This is a genomic window from Nocardia shimofusensis NBRC 100134 (assembly GCF_001613125.1).
Taxonomy (GTDB): Bacteria; Actinomycetota; Actinomycetes; order Mycobacteriales; family Mycobacteriaceae; genus Nocardia; species Nocardia shimofusensis.
The window spans coordinates 62,659-80,103 of record NZ_BDBT01000029.1 but is presented as its reverse complement, the minus strand read 5'-3'; the positions used below and the strand labels follow the sequence as shown (position 1 = coordinate 80,103).

The following is a 17,445-nucleotide window of genomic DNA, read 5'->3' as shown; positions in this document are numbered from 1 at the left end:
CTGGCGGCGCGGCTGGCGCAGCGGTCCTGGCTGCACGACGCGCGCGTCAACCGGGCGCGCAACCGCAATATCGTCACCGTCTCCGCCCTCGCCGGTTCCACGGTGGTCGCTGGGCAGGCCGGTTACGGTGCGGCGATGGCGGCGCTGGATCAGTTCACCCGGCACCTGGCCGTCGAATACAGCGAGTTCGGGGTGCGGGCCAATGCGGTGGCCCCCGACCGGTTCCCGGAGCGGGTGCCGGTCGAGCAGGTGGTGCGCGCGATCGTCGAGCTCGACGCCGGGGAGATGACCGGCCAGGTGTTCGGGGTGGACGCGGGGCCCGCGAACGGATGAGCCGATGGGGTGGGCGTACCGGCCCGCACGTGGTTCTGGCAGTGTGATCACCGGCCGGTAACGGCACTACGCGTCGACCAGCCCACTGCGGCGTGTTGGTGCCCGGCGGCCACGGCCGCCTGCTGCATACTCACCGAGCGTGCGATAGGGGACGCCGAACCAGCGCGAACCGATCCGAAAGTACCGATACGACATGCGACTCGACGGGCGGGAGATCCCGGTCACCGGGAGCCTGTTACAGCCGCTGACCCGGCGGACGACCGACATCGTCCGGGTCATGCTCGCGTCGCTGGGGCTGGCGGTCGTGATCGCGGGGTCGGTCATCACCCGGCCGGAGTGGCTGGCACTGGAACGCTCGGTCTCCGACATCGTCGGATTCCTCACCCCCGACCAGTCCAACCTGGTCTACCTCATCTACGGCATCGCCATCCTGTTCCTGCCCTTCGCGATCCTCATCGAGATCATCCTCGGCAGGCGGTGGAAACTGCTGGCGGGCTACGGTGCGGCGGGTCTGCTGGCGGTGCTGCTGCTGTCGATCACCGGCACCGGGCTGTCCGCGCCGCAATGGCATCTGCAGGTGCCCGACCGGCTCGACACCTTCCTGTCCCAGTTCCTCGACGATCCGCGCTGGATCGCGCTGCTGGCGGCGGTGCTCACCGTGTCGAGCCCGTGGCTGCCGACCAGGCCGCGCCGGTGGTGGTGGTTCCTGCTGCTGGCGTTCGCGCCGATGCACCTGGTGGTCAGCACCGTCGTGCCCGCGCGCGCGATGTTCGGGCTCGCGGTCGGCTGGCTGGTCGGCGCCCTGATCGTCTGGGTGGTGGGCACGCCCGCGCTGGAGGTCCCGCTGGACGCGGCGGTACGGGTACTCGACCGCGAGGGCTACGGCGTCACCGGGTTCATCGTGCGCAGGCCGGCAGGCTCCGGCCCGCTGGTGCTGGCCGCCACCGTCGAAGGACCCGAACACGAACTCGTCATCGAGATGTACGGCAAGCACCAGCGCAGTCACGGCACGCTGCGCATGGTGTGGCGGTGGCTCACCTTCCGCAGCAGTGAGACCGCGGCGCTGCACGGGTCGCTGCATCGCGCGGTGGAACACCGCGCGTTGGTGGCCATCGCGGCCGGTCAGCTGGATCTGTCGGGCACCAGGGTGGTGCTGGTGACGGCTCTGGATCGCGGCTGGGTGCTCTACGCGCACACCGTCGCGGCCGGGCAGGCGATCGACACCGCCGCCGACGAGGTGCTGCCCAAGGTGTGGCAAGCGGTGGACGCGCTGCACGAAGGCCGCATCGCACACGGCGATCTGCGCCCGCAGGACGTCCGCGTCGACAACGGGCGCGTGGTGTTCACCGGCTTCGGCAGCGCCGAATTCGGCGCCACCGACACCCAATTACAGACCGACATCGCCCAACTGCTGGTCACTACCACCGCCACGCACGGCAAAGAGGCCGCGGTGCGCGCCGCCATCGAGGCGCTGGGCGAGGAGGCGATCCTGAACTCCTCCCGCAGACTGACCAAATCCGCCATGCCCGCCGGACTGCGCGCGGCCATCCCCAAGTGGGGCGACCGGGTCGCCGAGGCGCACGAGGAAGTACGCAGGCAGACCGGCCAGGACAAGATCGAAGCCGATCAGATCACCCGATTCTCCCGCAACCAGATCATCCAGCTGGTGCTGCTGATCGCTCTGGTCTACGTGGCCTACCCGTTCATCAGCCAGGTGCCGACCTTCTTCACTCAGCTGCGCACGGCCAACTGGTGGTGGGCACTGCTCGGGCTCGGGGTGTCGACGCTGACCTATATCGGCGCGGCGGCGGCGCTGTGGGCCTGCGCCTCCCGGCTGGTCCGGCTGCGCGATCTGATCATCATGCAGGTGGCCAACACTTTCGCCGCCACCACCACGCCCGCGCGGGTGGGCGGTCTGGCGTTGAGTGTGCGTTTCCTGCAGAAGGGCGGACTCGGCGCGGTGCGCGCCACCGCCGCGGTCGCGTTGCAGCAGGCGGTGCAGATCATCACGCACCTGAGCCTGCTGGTGCTGTTCAGCATCGTGGCGGGTACCTCGGCGGACCTGTCCCGGTTCGTGCCCGACCCGACCATCATCTATCTGGCCGTGGGTGTGGGTGTGGGCATCATCGGCACCTTCATGTTCGTGCCGACCCTGCGCCGCTGGCTCAACGCCTCGGTGCGCCCTCAGCTGCAGGAGGTGCTCGGCGAACTCGGTGACCTCGCACGCGACCCGAAACGCTTCGCGATCATCCTCGCCGGCTCCGCGGCGATCATCCTCGGCATGGCGGGCTCGCTGTGGGCCAGCGTCCAGGCCTTCGGCGGCGGAACCACCTTCGTCACCGTGACCATCGTGACCATGATCGGCGGCACGCTCGCCTCGGCCGCGCCGACACCGGGCGGCGTGGGCGCCGTCGAGGCCGCGCTCATCGGCGGTCTGGCCGCCTTCGGACTGCCCGCGAGCATCGCCGTGCCGTCCGTGCTGCTCTACCGCGTGCTGACCTGCTGGCTGCCGGTCTTCTGCGGCTGGTTCCTGATGCGCTGGATGACCCAGCGCGACATGATCTGAGCGCGGCCGGGTTCGGGCTCACCGGAGGGGTCGGCCCGGTCGGTCCACGAGCCGGGCCGCGCGGGCCTGCCGATCCGATCGCTACCCGGACCGAGTCGGCTTGCGCGCGGTCAGTATTCCGGTGGACGGGGTGATCGTGCGGAACTCGATCGAGGTGAACCCGAGGCCCGCCAGGTCGGGACGGTAGCGCCTGATGTCGACGGCCGCGAGCGGGTCGGGACGCCCTGTCGCCGGGTCGTCGACGCGCGGGGCGGGGTCGTCGGTGTGGCGAGCCCGGTCGTCATCGCGCGCAGCGGCCTGGTCTCCGGTGCGGCGGGCGGCGGAGCGCGACATGACGCGGATCAAGGTCGGCAGGACGGGACCGCTGGGGTGGGTGTCGGCCAGCAGCAGGGTGCCGCCGGGGCGCAGGATCCGGTACATGTTCGCCAGCGCGTCGGCGCGACGGGCCTGCGGGATGTGATGCATGACGAAGGTCGAGGTGATGACGTCGATCGAAGCGTCGGGCAGCGCGAGATCCTGGGCCGCTCCTGCCTCGAAGCGGCAGTGGGGACGGGCCGCACGAGCGGCGGCGTACTCGACCATCTGCGGTGCGGGGTCGATGCCGAGGACGGTGCCGTGCGGGCCGACCCGGTCGGCGAGCGCCGCGACCAGATCGCCCGGCCCGCAGCCGATGTCGAGGGCGGCCGCGCCGGGCGTCGCCCCGGTGCGGGCGGCGAGTTCGGCATAGAGGGCGCGGCTGCGCCGCAGAAGCAGCAGTGCACGCAACCGCCGGTAGGCGCGCGGACGGGTGATCAGGATGCCGATCTCGTCGGCGGGAAGCTCTTCGGACAGTTGTTTGTTTTCGGACATATGTTCATGTTCACCCGCGACATCGGGCGAGACCAGGCGCGGTCTGTGCTGGTCCGTCCGTTTTCGGACACCTGGCCGCGCATTGTCCGCCGATCCGGCGAGCGCTGGCCGCCGATCAGCGGCACAGTGATACCGCACCACCGGGACACGGGCAGTTCGAGGAGAGCACCAGAATGACCGAACACGTCGACCGACGGGTCCGGCGGACGAGGACGCAGTTGCACCGGGCGCTGATCGAGCTGATGCTCGAGCGCGACTACGCGCGAATCAGTGTGCGCGACATCCTCGATCGCGCCGATATCGGCCGGTCGACCTTCTACACGCACTTCCGCGACAAGGACGATCTCCTGCTGGTCAGCAGTATCGAGTATGTGCGCGCGGCGATCTCGGCCCCGTTGCCGCCGGATCCGGACGCGCCGCCGGAAACCGAACGGCTCGCGCCCATCCATCGCCTGTTCGTGCTGGCCGAACAGCATCCCGACGTGTACGGGGCGCTGCTGGGCCGCTCGGCGGGCGGGGTGGTGCTGCGAGCGACGCGCGGGGTGGTCGGCCGGCTGCTCACCGAGCAACTGGCGGGCCGATTGACCGTCACCGAGGACGAATTCGACACCACCATCACGTTTCTGTCCTGGGGCGTGACCGGGTTGCTGGCCTCCATCGCCGAATCGGGTGGGGCACTGACGGCGCGCGCCGCATACGACACCGTCACCGGCCTGCTGGGAGAGCACGGCTCCGACGGCACCGGGGAAGGCCGGACGTACGACGGCGACAGCGCGTCGGGTGACGCCGGGTCACCGGGGCAGGGCGGCGCATCCGAGAACGGCGGTGCCCCCGGAAACCCCGACGGCGCGGACGGGTGAGGGTCCTCGGAGAAGCACCCCACTCGTCCGCGCCGATCGCGCTGATCGGTGTCCCAGTCACCGATCAGCGGGTAGGGCCAGAGGCTCGGGAGAGCACTGCTCAGGACGCGAAGTCCTTGCGCAGCTGCACCTTCACGACCTTGCCGCTGGCGTTGCGGGGCAGTTCGGCAAGCACCACGAGATCCTTGGGGTGCTTGTAGCGGGCCAGGTTCTCGTTCAGGAAGGGCTCGAGTTCCTCGAGGGTCAGCTCGCCCTCGGGATCGTTGAGCGCGACGATCGCGACCGGCACCTCGCCCCACTTGTCGTGCGAGCGGCCGATGACGGCGGCCTCACGGACCTTCGGGTGGCTGAAGAGCACGTTCTCCACCTCGGCGCAGTAGATGTTCTCACCGCCGGAGATGATCATGTCCTTCTTGCGGTCCACGACGTAGATGAAGCCCTCTTCGTCGGTGCGGACCAGGTCACCGGAGTGGAACCAGCCGCCCTGGAAGGCATCGGCCGTGGCTTCCGGCTTGTTCCAGTAACCCTGCATGAGGGTCGGGCCGCGGTAGACGATCTCGCCGACCTCGCCGGGGGCGACATCGTTCATCTCGTCGTCGACGATGCGCACCTGGATGGTCGGGATCGGCTTGCCGACCGAGCCGAGCTTACGCAGCGCGTCCTTGCCCTCGAGCACGCAGGTGATCGGCGACATCTCGGTCTGGCCGAACACCGCGACGTTCTGGGCGTTCGGGAAGGCCTCGGCCATCGCGCGCAGCACCGAGTCCGAGGCCGGAGCGGCGCCCCAGCTCAGCATCTTCAGGGCCAGCTTGCGGTCCTTCAGGGTGGGATCGGCGCAGATGATCTGCCATTGGGCGGGCACGCAGAACGCGGTGGTGGCCTGCTCGGCTTCCACGGCGTCGAGGAACTCGGTCGCGTCGAAGGCGCCGAGCGGGTGCAGCACGGTCTTGGCGCCGAGCATGAAGTACGGCGCGAGACTGCCGAGGCCGGCGATGTGGAACAGCGGCGAGGTGCAGAACCCGATCGAGTCCGGCTCGATTTCCATGGCGCGGATGCAGGTCAGCGCCTGGGCGTTCATGTTCTCGTGGGTGAGCACCGCGCCCTTCGGGCTGCCGGTGGTGCCCGAGGTGTACATGATCAGCGAGGGGGTGTCCTCGGGGATGTCCAGCGGCGCGTGCGGCTCGCCCTCCTCGGCGATGGCGTCGTCGTAGCCGAGCACGCCCTCTTCGCTCTTGCCGTTGATGACGATGAAGGTCTCGAGCGCCGGGGCCTGCGCGCGCACGGCGGCGGCCAGCGGCTGCAGCACGGAATCGGAGACGATCGCCTTGGCACCGCTGTCGCCGACGATGTAGGCGACCTCGGGCGGGGTGAGGCGGAAGTTGACCGGCACCGCGATCGCGCCGAGTGCGGTGATGCCGAAGACCGCTTCGATGTACTCGGGGTAGTTCAGCGCCAGGATGAGCACGCGGTCGCCGAAGCCGACGCCGCGGCGGGCCAGCGCGTCGGCGAACTTCTCCGAGCGCTCGTGCAGCTGCTTCCACGTGGTGTCGACACCTTTGAACCGCAGCGCCACGTTGTCCGGCCGCATGAGCGCATGCGTAGCGAGCTGGTTGTTCCAGTGATTGCGCCGCGAGCGAATCGGCTCGTCGAGCGCCTGTGCACCAGTGGTCATACCACGTACTCCTTCTCGGACCGTCCGCTGCCCAGCCGGGTGGCGGGCATCGTCGACGGGCTGAACCGAGACGAGAATAACAACTAACTTATCCGGTCGGCAAGACATCGCGAGATGAATCGAGGTTAATCGTCTCGATAGCACGACCGTACCAATCCTAGGCCATCAACCAGGAGAAATGGACTCCATTTCCCATCTAATCGGACGCCGATCAGGACGTCATTATGGACTGACTATGCGAATCTCGGCTTACTTACGCTTGAATGCCGATAGCCGGTCGTGTCACCATCGAGGCGGCAGGGCGGATCTGGCACGCCCGCGCGAGACATAGGAGAAGCGCAATGCTGCGTACCAGGTTCACCGAGGAATTCGGCATCGAACACCCGATCGTGCAGGGCGGCATGATGTGGGTCGGCCGGGCCGAACTCGTCGCCGCGGTCGCGAACGCCGGCGGCCTCGGCTTCATCACCGCTCTGACCCAGCCCACCCCGGACGAATTGCGCAAGGAGATCGAGCGCACCAGGGAGCTGACCGACAAGCCGTTCGGCGTCAACGTCACGATCCTGCCCTCGATCAACCCCCCGCCGTACGCCGAGTACGTGCAGGCCATCATCGAGTCCGGCATCAAGATCGTCGAGACCGCGGGCAGCAACCCCGAGCCCTTCCTGCCGTACTACAAGGAAGCCGGCGTCAAGGTCCTGCACAAGTGCACCAGCGTGCGGCACGCCCTCAAGGCCCAGAAGATCGGCGTCGACGGCGTCAGCATCGACGGCTTCGAGTGCGCGGGCCACCCCGGCGAGGACGACATCCCCGGCCTGATCCTGATCCCGGCCGCGGCGCGCGCGCTGGACATCCCGATCATCGCCTCCGGCGGCATCGCCGACGCCCGCGGCCTGGTCGCCGCGCTGGCCCTCGGCGCCGACGGCGTGAACATGGGCACCCGCTTCCTGTGCACCCAGGAATCCGGCATCGCGCACAAGGTCAAGGAACAGATCGTCGCCAACAGCGAGCTGGACACCCAGCTGATCTTCCGCACCATGCGCAACACCGCGCGCGTGGCCGACAACGAGGTCAGCCGCAAGGTCGTCGAGATCGAGAAGGCGGGCGGCAAGTTCGAGGACGTGCGCGAACTCGTCGCGGGCGCCCGCGGCCGACGGGTCTTCGAGGAAGGCGACCTGGACGCGGGCATCTGGTCGGCCGGTCTGGCCCAGGGCCTGATCCACGACATCCCGACCTGCGCCGAGCTGATCAGCCGCATGGTCGGCGAGGCCGAGGAGATCATCCAGCAGCGGCTGGCCGAGTTCGTCGTCGCCTGATCGAGGTTCGACTCACCGCCGCCCGCGTCCTGGACGTGGGCGGCGGTTGTCGTCTCGCCGGGACGCGTGCGCGGAGCGGGGCGGCTGTACTGTCCAGAGCGCGGTCTCTCGAGCGCATCCGTACCGTCCTGAGCACGGCTGCACCGAACCTGAGCGCTGCTGTACCGAACCCGAGCGCGGGCGATTAATCCCGAGCGCGGGCGGCGATGGCCGCGTGATCGTGGGCCGCGATCACCTCGATGCCCTCGGGCAGCGCGTGCAGCCGGTGGATGGTGGCGAAGGCCGCGTCTCGATCGGCGTCGAACAGCGCCCCCGGCATCGGCGCCTTCTCACGGAGCAACCGGATCTGCAGGTTGCCCCACACCGCGTCGCCTGCCAGCAGCACGCGAGTGCCGTCGTCGACAGCCAGCAGTACGCCGATGCTGCCCGGGGTGTGTCCGGCCAGGTCGAGCAGCAGCACCGAGCCGTCGCCGAACAGGTCGGCGCTTCGTTGGAAGCCGAGCACCGGGGGGCCGTCGAGTTCGAAGATGTCGAACTCCCGGCCGAGCAGCGGACCGCGCGCGACACCGAGCGGGGCCTGCGGGCCGCGCATCGCCCAGTCGTATTCGGCGGCGGGCAGGCGCACCGGCACCGAGCCGGGCAGGTCGAGCAGACCTGCCACGTGGTCCCAGTGCAGATGGGTCGGCACGACGAATTCGATGTCGGCGCCGGTCAGGCCGTGGGCGGCGAGGGCGGCGTCCAGGCCGAGCACCGGCTTGTCCGGCGCGACCAGCAGCGGCACCGGGAACGGCAGCTCCGGCAGCACCCGGCGGTGCGGGGTCGAGCACATGGCCGGATCGATCAGGAACCGCGCGCCGGGGTGCTCGACCAGGAAGGATGCGTAGCTCATCGGATACTTGCGTAAGCTGCGATGGCCTTCGGCGACGAGGATCTCCGGGGCCGATGTGTGCGCCTGGGTCAGGACCGTCAGCTTCACGGCTCGGGTCGCGGGCGGCGGATCGGTCACCTCGATGCGGGCCAGCAGGTCGGTGTCGGGGCCGCGGGGCCGCAGCAGCCGGGGTGGTGTCGCGGCCAGTGCGGTGCAACAGCGCAACAGCGTCGGCAGCAGCGGAGTCCGTTCGCCGCGCGGAGCGAGCTGGGTTTCGGGCACCCGTCCGACGGTAGGCGACGGACGTCGCGCGCGGTAGTGCCGCGTGGGACGGCCGTGTGGCATGGCCGTCACGACACGCTGGGTGATCCGGCTACTGCGGCGTGTCACGAAATGGCAACGGACACAATGGAAGACGGGTGCCTACGGGTCCGCGGATACGGCATAATCGCGGGTGGAACCGTGCGCGGGCCCGCGACGGGGAGGGAGGACGCGATGCGGCCGAGTCCGGCAGGCGGGCAAGGCGATACCTGCAGCCGTGGTCGCACTGTTGTGCCGACCGCCGCCGTGGCGTCACCGCATCCGTGGCACCCTTGTTCCCTACCTTCGGTCCGCGCGATACCCATGGTCCGCACGATGCGATGACCGACATCTCCCCCACCCCGCCCCGGCATTCCCCGGTGGCCGTCATCGGCATGAGCTGCCGCCTGCCCGCCGCGGCGAACCTCGACGAGTTCCGGCGGGCCCCGCACCGCGCCGTCACGTGCGAACCGGCCGCCGCGCCGCGTCTGGACGGCATCGACCTGTTCGACAGCGCCTGGTTCGGCATCCCCGACGCCGAGGCCGCCGTCCTCGATCCCCGACAGCGCCTGGCACTCGAAGCGGTGGTCGAGGCGATCGACGATGCGGGCATCGGCTACCGGATGCGCGGTTCGAGCACCGCCGTCGTCGTCACGATCGGTGCCGCGCCGGGGTACGGACGCGGGCGCCCGAGTGGCGATATCGCGCACGGAATCTCGCACGTGCTCGGCTTGCACGGCCCCGGTGCGACGTCGGAGAACTCGGATGGTGAACCCGGCTGGGCCGAAGCCGCGGTGCGCGCGTTCGAGGACGCGTCCGTGCCGTTCGTGATCGTCGCCGGGGTCGATATCGAAATCGCGGGGGTCGGCGGCGCGGGGAGCGGAATCGTCGGCGTGGAGGCCGCCCGCGTGGAGGTCGGCGTCGCGGCGTCCCCCGCGAGCGCGCCACCACTGCCCGATGAGCGCGACGCTGTGCCGGTGAGCGGCATCCTCTGGCGAGCGGGCTGCGGTGTGCTGATCCTGCAACGGCTCGCCGATGCGGTGCGTACCGGCAGCCGGGTGCACGCCGAGATCGAGTTCCCAGCGGCGGATTCACCTGCGCGGGGCATACGGTCGTCCAGCGTCGCAGGTGCGGGCGAGCCCGGTCCCGCAGACCTGTCTCGACACCGGGGCGAGCTTGGACGTCACGGGAGTGCCGAACGCGCGGACGGATCTCCGCCGGTCACCGGATCGCGGCCCGCGAGCACATCCGTGACCGCGAACTGCTCTGGCCCCGAGCACAGTTCACGGTCCGCGAGCAGCTCGCACCCGGCAGCAGGCCACCGGCACACCGGCGGATCGCTGCCCGCGCGGGTGGCGATGCCCGCGACCCGGTCGGTGATGTCGGTGATCGAGCGGGTGTGCGCACTCGCCGACGATCGGGCCGCGTGGACGGCCGGTGACAGGCCGGTCCTGCGCGGGCCCGAGCCGGGCACGTCCAGGCTGGGAACATCCGTGCCAGACACATCCGGACCGTGCACGTTCGAGCCGGGCACGTCCGGACCGGGCACGTCCGGACCGGGCACATCCGGACCGGGCACATCCGAGCCAGGAACGTCCAGGCCAGACAAATCCGGACCAGGCTCATCCAGGCCAGACACATCCCGGCCGGGCACATCCGGACCAGGCATCCCCGAGCCGGGCGCCTCTGAGCCGGAAACATCCAGGCCGAGCACGCCCGAGCCGGGCGCATCGAGCACATCCGGGTCGAGCACATCGACGTGGGTCGCGCCGCTCGCTGTACGACCCGCGCGCGTGGGGCGGTCCGTGCGGGCGATGGACCCGCCCGTGCTGATCACCGTGACCGGCCGCGACGACGGCGAGTTCAGGAACGCGGCAATGCGGCTGGTCCACCACCTGCGCTATGCCGCGCCGGAGGGCGATCGGGCCGCCGAATCGGCTGCGTTGCAGGAACTCTCCGCCGCGACCACCCGCTCGTTTCCGAACGCCACGCGGGGTGCGGTGCTGGCCGGGGATGCGGCGCAGGCACGGGACCGGTTGCGGGCACTCGCGCAGGGCGAACCGGGTGCGGGCATCGTCGGGCCGCGCACACCGCGGCGACGCGATGGGGTGCTGTTCCTGTTCACCGGCACCGTCGAACGGCCCGCCAGGCTGGGCCGGGCGCTCGCCGCTCGTTATCCGGTGTTCGCGGCGGCATTGAACGAGATCACCGACGCGGTGGTCACGGCGGGCGGTCCGCGGATCTGGACTCCGCGCTTCGGTTTCCATCCGCCGGCGACCGGGTGCGCCGAGCGCGAGCTCGGGTTGCTGGCGGGTTTCGTGCATCAGGTCGCGCTCGCGCGGCTGGTCGAATCCTGGGGTGTGCGGCCGGACGCGGTATGTGGGTACGGGTTCGGAGAGCTGGCTGCCGCGCTGGTCGCCGGGGTGCTCACCACGGGGGACGCGGCCGGGCTCGCGGTGTGGCGAGCCGGGAGGACCGGCGTCGCGCCGCCGGACGAGCGGGTGAGTGCGCTGGTGAACGCGAGTCCCGAAGAGGTGGCGCGGCTGATCGAGCCGTTGCGTCCGGCGGTCACCGTCGCCGCGATGCACGGCCCGCGCTCGGTCCTCGTGCGCGGCGAGCCGCGCCAGGTGGAGACCATCGCGCGCCGCGCGGAACGGCGCGGCCTGTCGGTCACGCTTCTCGAACGCACCGACTCCGATCCAGTGGTACCGGAGACCGAGCACACGAGTGTGATCAGCGGCGCACAGGCGAGCACAGGCCACATCCAGACGAGCACGGGCGGCGCACAAGCGAGCGCAGATGCCGTCCGGAAGAGCACGGGCGGCGTTCGGATGGGCACTCAGGCGGGCCGAGCCGGTGTCCGGACGAGCACCGGCACCGTCCGGACGAGCCGCGATAGCGACCAAGCGAGCCGGGGTGACGACCAGACGAACCGAGGCGGCGACCGCGCCCGCGGGTCCGGCGATCGGCTCGCCCACCCGGCGCCATGGGGGCTCGCAACACCGCGACTGCCGTTCTACTCGACTGTCCGCGCGGGACAGGTCTTTTCGACGAGTGCGCCGGATGCCCGCTACTGGACCGAGGAGGTCGGCGGCGCCGTGCAGCTGGCGGCCGCGATGGAACGGGCGGCGCACGACGGCGTGGGAACGGTGCTCGAGTTCGCGGCGCATCCGGTCCTCACCACCGCCCTGCGGGAGTATCCGGAATTCCGGAATTCGGCCTACCCGGTCGGTGACCGCGACGACGAGGTGACCGCGCTGCTGCTCGCGCTCGCCGAACTGCACGCCGACGGCCGGTTCGTGGAGTGGTCCGGCCATGGACCGTTCACCGGTGCTGCCCCGCGACGGCGGTGGCGGCGCACTCCGGTCCGGTCACCGCTGCCGCTCGTCACCGACTGTGCCGCCGCCACGGTCGACGCCGAGGAGTCCGGCGAGCACGCGCTCGGCACGATCGCGCTCGTGCCCACCGGGTATTGGGTGCGCACGCTGTTGCGCCTGGCCGCACCGGCCGAGATGATGACCGACTTCGTCGTGCACGACCGGCTCGGCCCGGACGCACTGGGCGCGATCGAATGCCGCGACGACGGTCCGGCCGGCATCCGCGCCTATATCGGCGACCTGCCCGTGGTGTCGGCGCGTCCGATGTCCGGACCCGCGCCCGCCGACATCGTGGACTGGATGCGGGTGGTCGACACCGGCCGCTCGGCCCGCCACCGCATGCGCGAGCTCGGCGGCGCGAACTTCTACACGCTGCTGCGCAGGCACCGGCTGGACTACGGTCCGCGCCGACGCGTGCTCGCCGGATTGGAGACCGGCGCGGGCCACGCCTTCGGCACCGTGGAAACCGTTGCGGCGAGCCTGGTCTCGATCATCGAGGGGTGCGTGCATCTGCTCGTCGCGGCCGCCCAGGAGTACGTGTCGGACCGGACCTATCCGAGCGTGCCCGCGATCTCCGCGGTGTGGGTAGGCGCGGGCGCCGAACGACTCGTCACCCGCGCGTATGCCACCGTGCGCGAACGCGGGCCGGACAGCCTGACCGGCGATGTCGTCGGCACCGACGACGACGGGGTGCCGGTGCTGGCACTGTCGGGGGTGCGGATCGTGTTCGCCGAACGCGACGCGGCCGCCCGGGACGGGCAGACCGAGATCGCCCCGTTCCGTACCCAGGTCTGGCTGCCCACGACGACCGGCGCGGACGGAACGCCGCCGTCCCGGCTACGGCGCCTGCTGATCGTCGGCGCCTCGGAAACCGCCGCGCGCCTGGCCCGTTCGACAGACCTGACCGTCGCCACCGAGCACGTCGCGAGGACGCCGGATGCCGCGGGCGAGGTGGTCTGGGCAGCCGCCGAGGCCGCGGACCCGCCGACCGGGATCGTGCTGATCTGGCCGGACAGCGATGATCCCGACCCGGCCGCCGCCCTCGCCCGCGCCCACGAGGTCCTGACGTGTGCCGCAACCGCTGCCGCAACGGCGGGCCTGACCGTGGTGCTGCCCCGTCGGGCCCTGCGCGGCAGCGGTGGTGCGGCGACCGCCTGGGGTGTGGCGGCGCTGACCCGCACGCTTCGCCTGGAATCGCGACGGCGCGTCCGGGTCGTCTGGGCCGACGCCGATCCGCGCGCGCTGGGACTGCTCGCCGACCTGGTGACGATCGACGCGCCCGGCGGCGGGCGCTCGAGGACGCTGGTCGACACACCGGATACCGGTACTTCACCGGCTCCGGGAGAGCCGCGCTCCAGCGCCTCGGGTGCCGGTGAGTCGGAGACCGATGTGTTGTGGTCGGGCGACCTGCGGGTGGGCACCGACGGACTGGCCGTGCGCCGGTTCCGGCAGGCTCCGGCCGTCACCTCGCCCGCGCCGCGGATCGACCCCGGGGGAACCTATGTCGTGACCGGCGGGCTCGGGCGGCGCGGCGCGATCGCGGTGCGGTGGCTGCTCGATGAGGGCGCCCACGATGTCGTCGTGCTGACCCGCGATCCGCGGCCGGTCCCCGGACCGCTGGACGGGCTCGAGGACAGGTTCGTGGTGGTGCGCTGCGATGTGGCCGACCGCGCCGAACTGGCGGGCGCGCTGGACGACATCCGTGAATACGGCTCGACCATCCGGGGCGTGGTGCACGCCGCGGAGGATTTCGAGCCGACCCGTCTCGGCGCGGTGACCCAGGATCATCTGGCACGGCTCTTCGCGCCGAAGGCGGAGGCCGCGCGCCATCTGCTCGAACTCACCGCGGCGGACCCGATCGACTTCGTGCTGCTGTTCTCCTCGGCGGCCGGTGCGCTCGGCGCGCGGAACCAGGCCGCCTATGCCGCGGCGTCGGCGGCCGTGGACGCGCTCGCCGCAGGGTCACGGCGAAGACGGGTGCTGGCCTTGGGCTGGGAGATCCGGCAGTCCGACGGCGCGATGGCGACCATGGACAACGACTCGGCGAAGGTGGCTCACGGCGCGCACGTACTGACCCAGGCGTTGCGCAGCGGAGCGCCACATCTGCTGGTGAACGGCGAGACCGGCTCGGACAGCTGAACCTTGTCGGCTCGACCTCGTCGCGCGGCTCAGTTCTCGTCGCGACCGAGCAAACGATCCGTTTCGCGGCGTTCGCGTTTGGTGGGACGACCGGCCCCGCGATCGCGCCGCGGCATGGCGGCGAGCACTTCCTTCGGGGGCGGCGGCGGGCTGCGGTCGATCAGGCATTGGGCGGCGATCGGAGCACCGACCCGCTTGGTGACGATCCGCTCCACGACGACGATGCGTTCGATGCCACCGACGCGGATACGCACCTCGTCACCGGGACGGACGGGCTGAGCCGGCTTCGCAGTGGCCCCGTTGACTCGGACGTGGCCACCACGACAGGCATCGGCCGCCGCCGAGCGAGTGGGAAACAGCCGCACCGACCACGTCCAGGAATCCACCCTGGCCTGTGTCGGTGCGCTCTGCTCTCGCTGCGGCATCCGCGCCTGTCGGCTACCGGTATCAGTCCGCGATACGGCGGGCGGTGACGATCATGTCGGGGCGCAGCGGGGTGTAGGACACCGGCTGGCCGGACTGGACCGCGTTCAGTAGCTTGCCGTCGCCCGCGTACAGGCCGACGTGGCCACCGCCGTTGGTCACGACGATGTCGCCGGGACGCAGTTCCTCGAAGGACACCGGAGCGCCGACGTGCGACTGCTCGAAGCTGGTGCGGGGAAGTTCGATTCCGGCCTGCCGGTAGGCCCACTTCACCAGACCGGAGCAGTCGAAGGAGGACGGGCCCGCGGCGCCCCAGGAGTACATGGCGCCGACCTTGGTCTTGGCGGCGTCGAGGGCGATGTCACCGATGCTCGTCTGCTGCACGAACGGCGCCGAGGGCATCGTGAACTGGGGGAGTTGCGGCGCGGCCAGCGGCGCGCCGGGCGCGGCCAGGGCCTGCTGAAGCTGCTGCTCGAGCTGCTCGACGGGCTGCTCGAATTCCTGCGGCACCGGGACGTCGAAGTCGCCGAGGCCAGGAATGTTGATCGTGGCGGCCATTGCCGGGATGGCGGGCATCGCGCCGGTGGCGGCGACCGCACCCATGACAAGAGCACCCTTCACGGAATTCGGCACGCGCGATTCCCGCTGCAAGCTGTGTTTACCCACCGACCTGAGTCTCCGATCGTTTCCTGCATTCCCCGCCGACCGGGTCGCTGTCGGACTCGGGGCGGAAAATCACAGCCCCGCACCTCGATTGCGGTGGGTCCGGCACGGCAGCCGGTACACGGTGGCACCGACAGCCGATAAGGCGGGTGACCCAGTGGCGCCCTCCTCTTACGAAGTGACACCCTCCACTAAGTCACGAGAAGATTACGATGCCCGGCGGCTCTTGTCCAGCGGAGCGGGTGGTGTTTCCGCCGCTTTGTGAATATTCCCTGGACAACTCGCGCGCACCATGCGAACACGCACCACAACGGCGCGATTCAGCAGCGAACGCCCACCATTTCGATTCGAGACCACGCTGTCCGGGCGGTTCCCGAGTACTCGGCTACAGCGTCCGATCCCCTGCCCGCGATGCGCTCGCGGACGCGCGCTCGAGTTCGTCGATGCGCCGCCTCGCGTCGGCCAGTTCCAGTTCGACCTGGGCGAGCGCCTCGACCAGGGGCCCGATGGCCAGGTCGGCGATCAGCTCCGGGCCCACGTCCTCGTGCCCGAGCGCCCCGAGCAGGGCGGCTTTGATCACCCGCGCCCGGCGCGCGCCCGCGGGCACCCGCCATGCCTCGATCACCTCGGCGACGTCCGAGGGCACCGGCTCGTCCTGGACTGATTCCGCACAGACGGATTCCTCGTACACGGACTCCTCGAACATGGGCCTCCGATCGGCGCGGCGGTACCTGGTGTCGGGGACGACAAGGACAAGATAGCGAAATCTACGACTTGCCGAATACTTCGGAAGATTTCGCTGCTCGCACGCGCTACGGTTTCGGGGCATGGACCCCGTGCGCAACCCGTATGCACCAGGAGCCGGCCAGCGCCCGCCCGAACTCGCCGGGCGCGACAAGCAGTTGCAGGCCTTCGACATCGTGCTGGAACGGATCGCGCGCGGTAGGCCCGAACGCAGCGTCGTGCTCACCGGACTGCGCGGCGTCGGGAAGACGGTGTTGCTCAATCAGCTTCGCTCCGCGGCGATCTCGCGCGGGTGGGGCACCGGCAAGATCGAGGCCAGGCCCGATCAGGAGTTGCGCAGACCGCTGTCCTCGGCGCTGCACATGGCGACCAGGGCGGTGGCCATGTCGCACCGCAATCCCGAACGTGTCGACGATTTCCTCGGCATTCTCAAGGCTTTCGCGTTGCGCGCCACCGCCGACAAGGGAATGCGCGATCGCTGGCAGCCGGGCATCGACGTGCCGGCGGTGGCAGGCCGGGCCGACTCCGGCGACATCGAGATCGATCTGGTGGAGTTGCTCGAGGAGGCCGCGGCACTGGCGGGTGATATCGGCGTGGGGATGGCGATCTTCATCGACGAGATGCAGGATCTGGGGCCCGCCGACATCTCCGCCATCTGCGGCGCCTGCCACGCGCTCAGCCAGGAGGCCGCGCCGCTGATCGTGGTCGGCGCCGGCCTGCCGCATCTGCCCGCCGTGCTCTCGGCCTCCAAAAGCTACTCCGAGCGGCTGTTCAGCTATCACCGGATCGACCGGCTGGACCGCGAATCCGCCGATCAGGCCCTGCTCGCGCCCGCCGAACGCGAAGAGGTGAAGTTCACCGAGGAGGCGCTGGAAGCGCTGTACCGCAAGGCCGACGGCTACCCGTACTTCGTGCAGGCCTACGGCAAGGCGACCTGGGATCAGGCGCCGGAGAGCCCGATCACCGCCGAGGACGTCGAGGTCGCCGCCCCCGCGGCCGAGGAGGAGCTGGCGGTCGGATTCTTCGGCTCCCGTTACGAACGCGCCACCCCGGCCGAACGCGAGTACATGCGCGCCATGGCCGACCTGTCCGGCGACGACGGCCCGGTGGCGACCTCGGCGGTGGCCGCGGAACTGGGCCGCAAGCCCGCCTCACTGTCCCCGGCCCGCGACGGGCTGATCAAGAAGGGACTGATCTATTCCGCCGAGCGCGGCACCATCGGTTTCACCGTCCCGCATTTCGGCCGCTATCTGCGCAGCGTGTGAATCCGCGCGCGCCCCACAACATTACGGGCGAACCGCGCAGCATCCTCCGGTCAGGGAAATATTCTGCTCG

Annotated in this window: 12 protein-coding genes; 6 read left to right on the top strand and 6 right to left on the bottom strand. The window is 70.4% G+C overall.

Annotated elements, in window-relative coordinates:
• On the top strand, nucleotides 1-333 hold a 333-nt coding region (locus NS3_RS23425; RefSeq protein ID WP_157101496.1), incomplete at its 5' end, for an SDR family oxidoreductase.
• A gap of 193 nt (nucleotides 334-526) precedes the next feature.
• A complete protein-coding gene (locus NS3_RS23420; RefSeq protein WP_067863531.1) occupies nucleotides 527-2,899 on the top strand; it encodes a lysylphosphatidylglycerol synthase domain-containing protein in 2,373 nt (790 codons plus the stop codon).
• Between the two features lie 81 nt (nucleotides 2,900-2,980).
• Here NS3_RS23420 and NS3_RS23415 read toward each other — a convergent pair whose 3' ends face one another.
• A complete protein-coding gene (locus NS3_RS23415) occupies nucleotides 2,981-3,748 on the bottom strand; it encodes a class I SAM-dependent methyltransferase (protein ID WP_067863529.1) in 768 nt (255 codons plus the stop codon).
• A gap of 173 nt (nucleotides 3,749-3,921) precedes the next feature.
• On the opposite strand from NS3_RS23415, the gene NS3_RS23410 reads away from it, so the two are divergent.
• Nucleotides 3,922-4,608, top strand: a complete 687-nt coding sequence (locus NS3_RS23410) for a TetR/AcrR family transcriptional regulator (RefSeq protein ID WP_067863526.1) — start codon at nucleotides 3,922-3,924, stop codon at nucleotides 4,606-4,608.
• Between the two features lie 100 nt (nucleotides 4,609-4,708).
• On the opposite strand, the gene fadD5 is transcribed toward NS3_RS23410, so the two are convergent.
• Complete coding sequence (gene fadD5, locus NS3_RS23405; RefSeq protein ID WP_067863523.1) at nucleotides 4,709-6,280, bottom strand: fatty-acid--CoA ligase FadD5; 1,572 nt, start codon at nucleotides 6,278-6,280, stop codon at nucleotides 4,709-4,711.
• 341 nt (nucleotides 6,281-6,621) lie between these two features.
• On the opposite strand from fadD5, the gene NS3_RS23400 reads away from it, so the two are divergent.
• Nucleotides 6,622-7,596, top strand: a complete 975-nt coding sequence (locus tag NS3_RS23400) for an NAD(P)H-dependent flavin oxidoreductase (protein ID WP_174550509.1) — start codon at nucleotides 6,622-6,624, stop codon at nucleotides 7,594-7,596.
• 184 nt (nucleotides 7,597-7,780) lie between these two features.
• On the opposite strand, the gene NS3_RS23395 is transcribed toward NS3_RS23400, so the two are convergent.
• Nucleotides 7,781-8,746 (bottom strand): MBL fold metallo-hydrolase, encoded by a 966-nt coding sequence (locus NS3_RS23395; RefSeq protein WP_245649771.1) that lies wholly within the window; start codon nucleotides 8,744-8,746, stop codon nucleotides 7,781-7,783.
• 359 nt (nucleotides 8,747-9,105) lie between these two features.
• Between NS3_RS23395 and NS3_RS23390 the strand changes: the two genes are divergently transcribed.
• The gene (locus NS3_RS23390) at nucleotides 9,106-14,280 is read left to right on the top strand and encodes a KR domain-containing protein (RefSeq protein WP_067863520.1); all 5,175 of its coding nucleotides are present in this window, start codon (nucleotides 9,106-9,108) and stop codon (nucleotides 14,278-14,280) included.
• A 29-nt stretch (nucleotides 14,281-14,309) separates the two neighbouring features.
• On the opposite strand, the gene NS3_RS23385 is transcribed toward NS3_RS23390, so the two are convergent.
• The 3 genes from NS3_RS23385 to NS3_RS23375 form a co-directional block, all read right to left on the bottom strand.
• Nucleotides 14,310-14,705 (bottom strand): RNA-binding S4 domain-containing protein, encoded by a 396-nt coding sequence (locus NS3_RS23385; protein ID WP_067863517.1) that lies wholly within the window; start codon nucleotides 14,703-14,705, stop codon nucleotides 14,310-14,312.
• Nucleotides 14,706-14,727: 22 nt separating this feature from the next.
• Nucleotides 14,728-15,306: a C40 family peptidase gene (locus NS3_RS23380; protein WP_067863513.1), complete on the bottom strand. Its 579-nt coding sequence runs from the start codon at nucleotides 15,304-15,306 to the stop codon at nucleotides 14,728-14,730.
• Between the two features lie 445 nt (nucleotides 15,307-15,751).
• Nucleotides 15,752-16,072, bottom strand: a complete 321-nt coding sequence (locus NS3_RS23375; protein WP_067863510.1) for a hypothetical protein — start codon at nucleotides 16,070-16,072, stop codon at nucleotides 15,752-15,754.
• 121 nt (nucleotides 16,073-16,193) lie between these two features.
• Here NS3_RS23375 and NS3_RS23370 point away from each other — a divergent pair, with 121 nt between their 5' ends.
• Complete coding sequence (locus NS3_RS23370) at nucleotides 16,194-17,375, top strand: ATP-binding protein (RefSeq protein ID WP_067863507.1); 1,182 nt, start codon at nucleotides 16,194-16,196, stop codon at nucleotides 17,373-17,375.
• The last annotated feature ends 70 nt before the right edge of the window (nucleotides 17,376-17,445 follow it).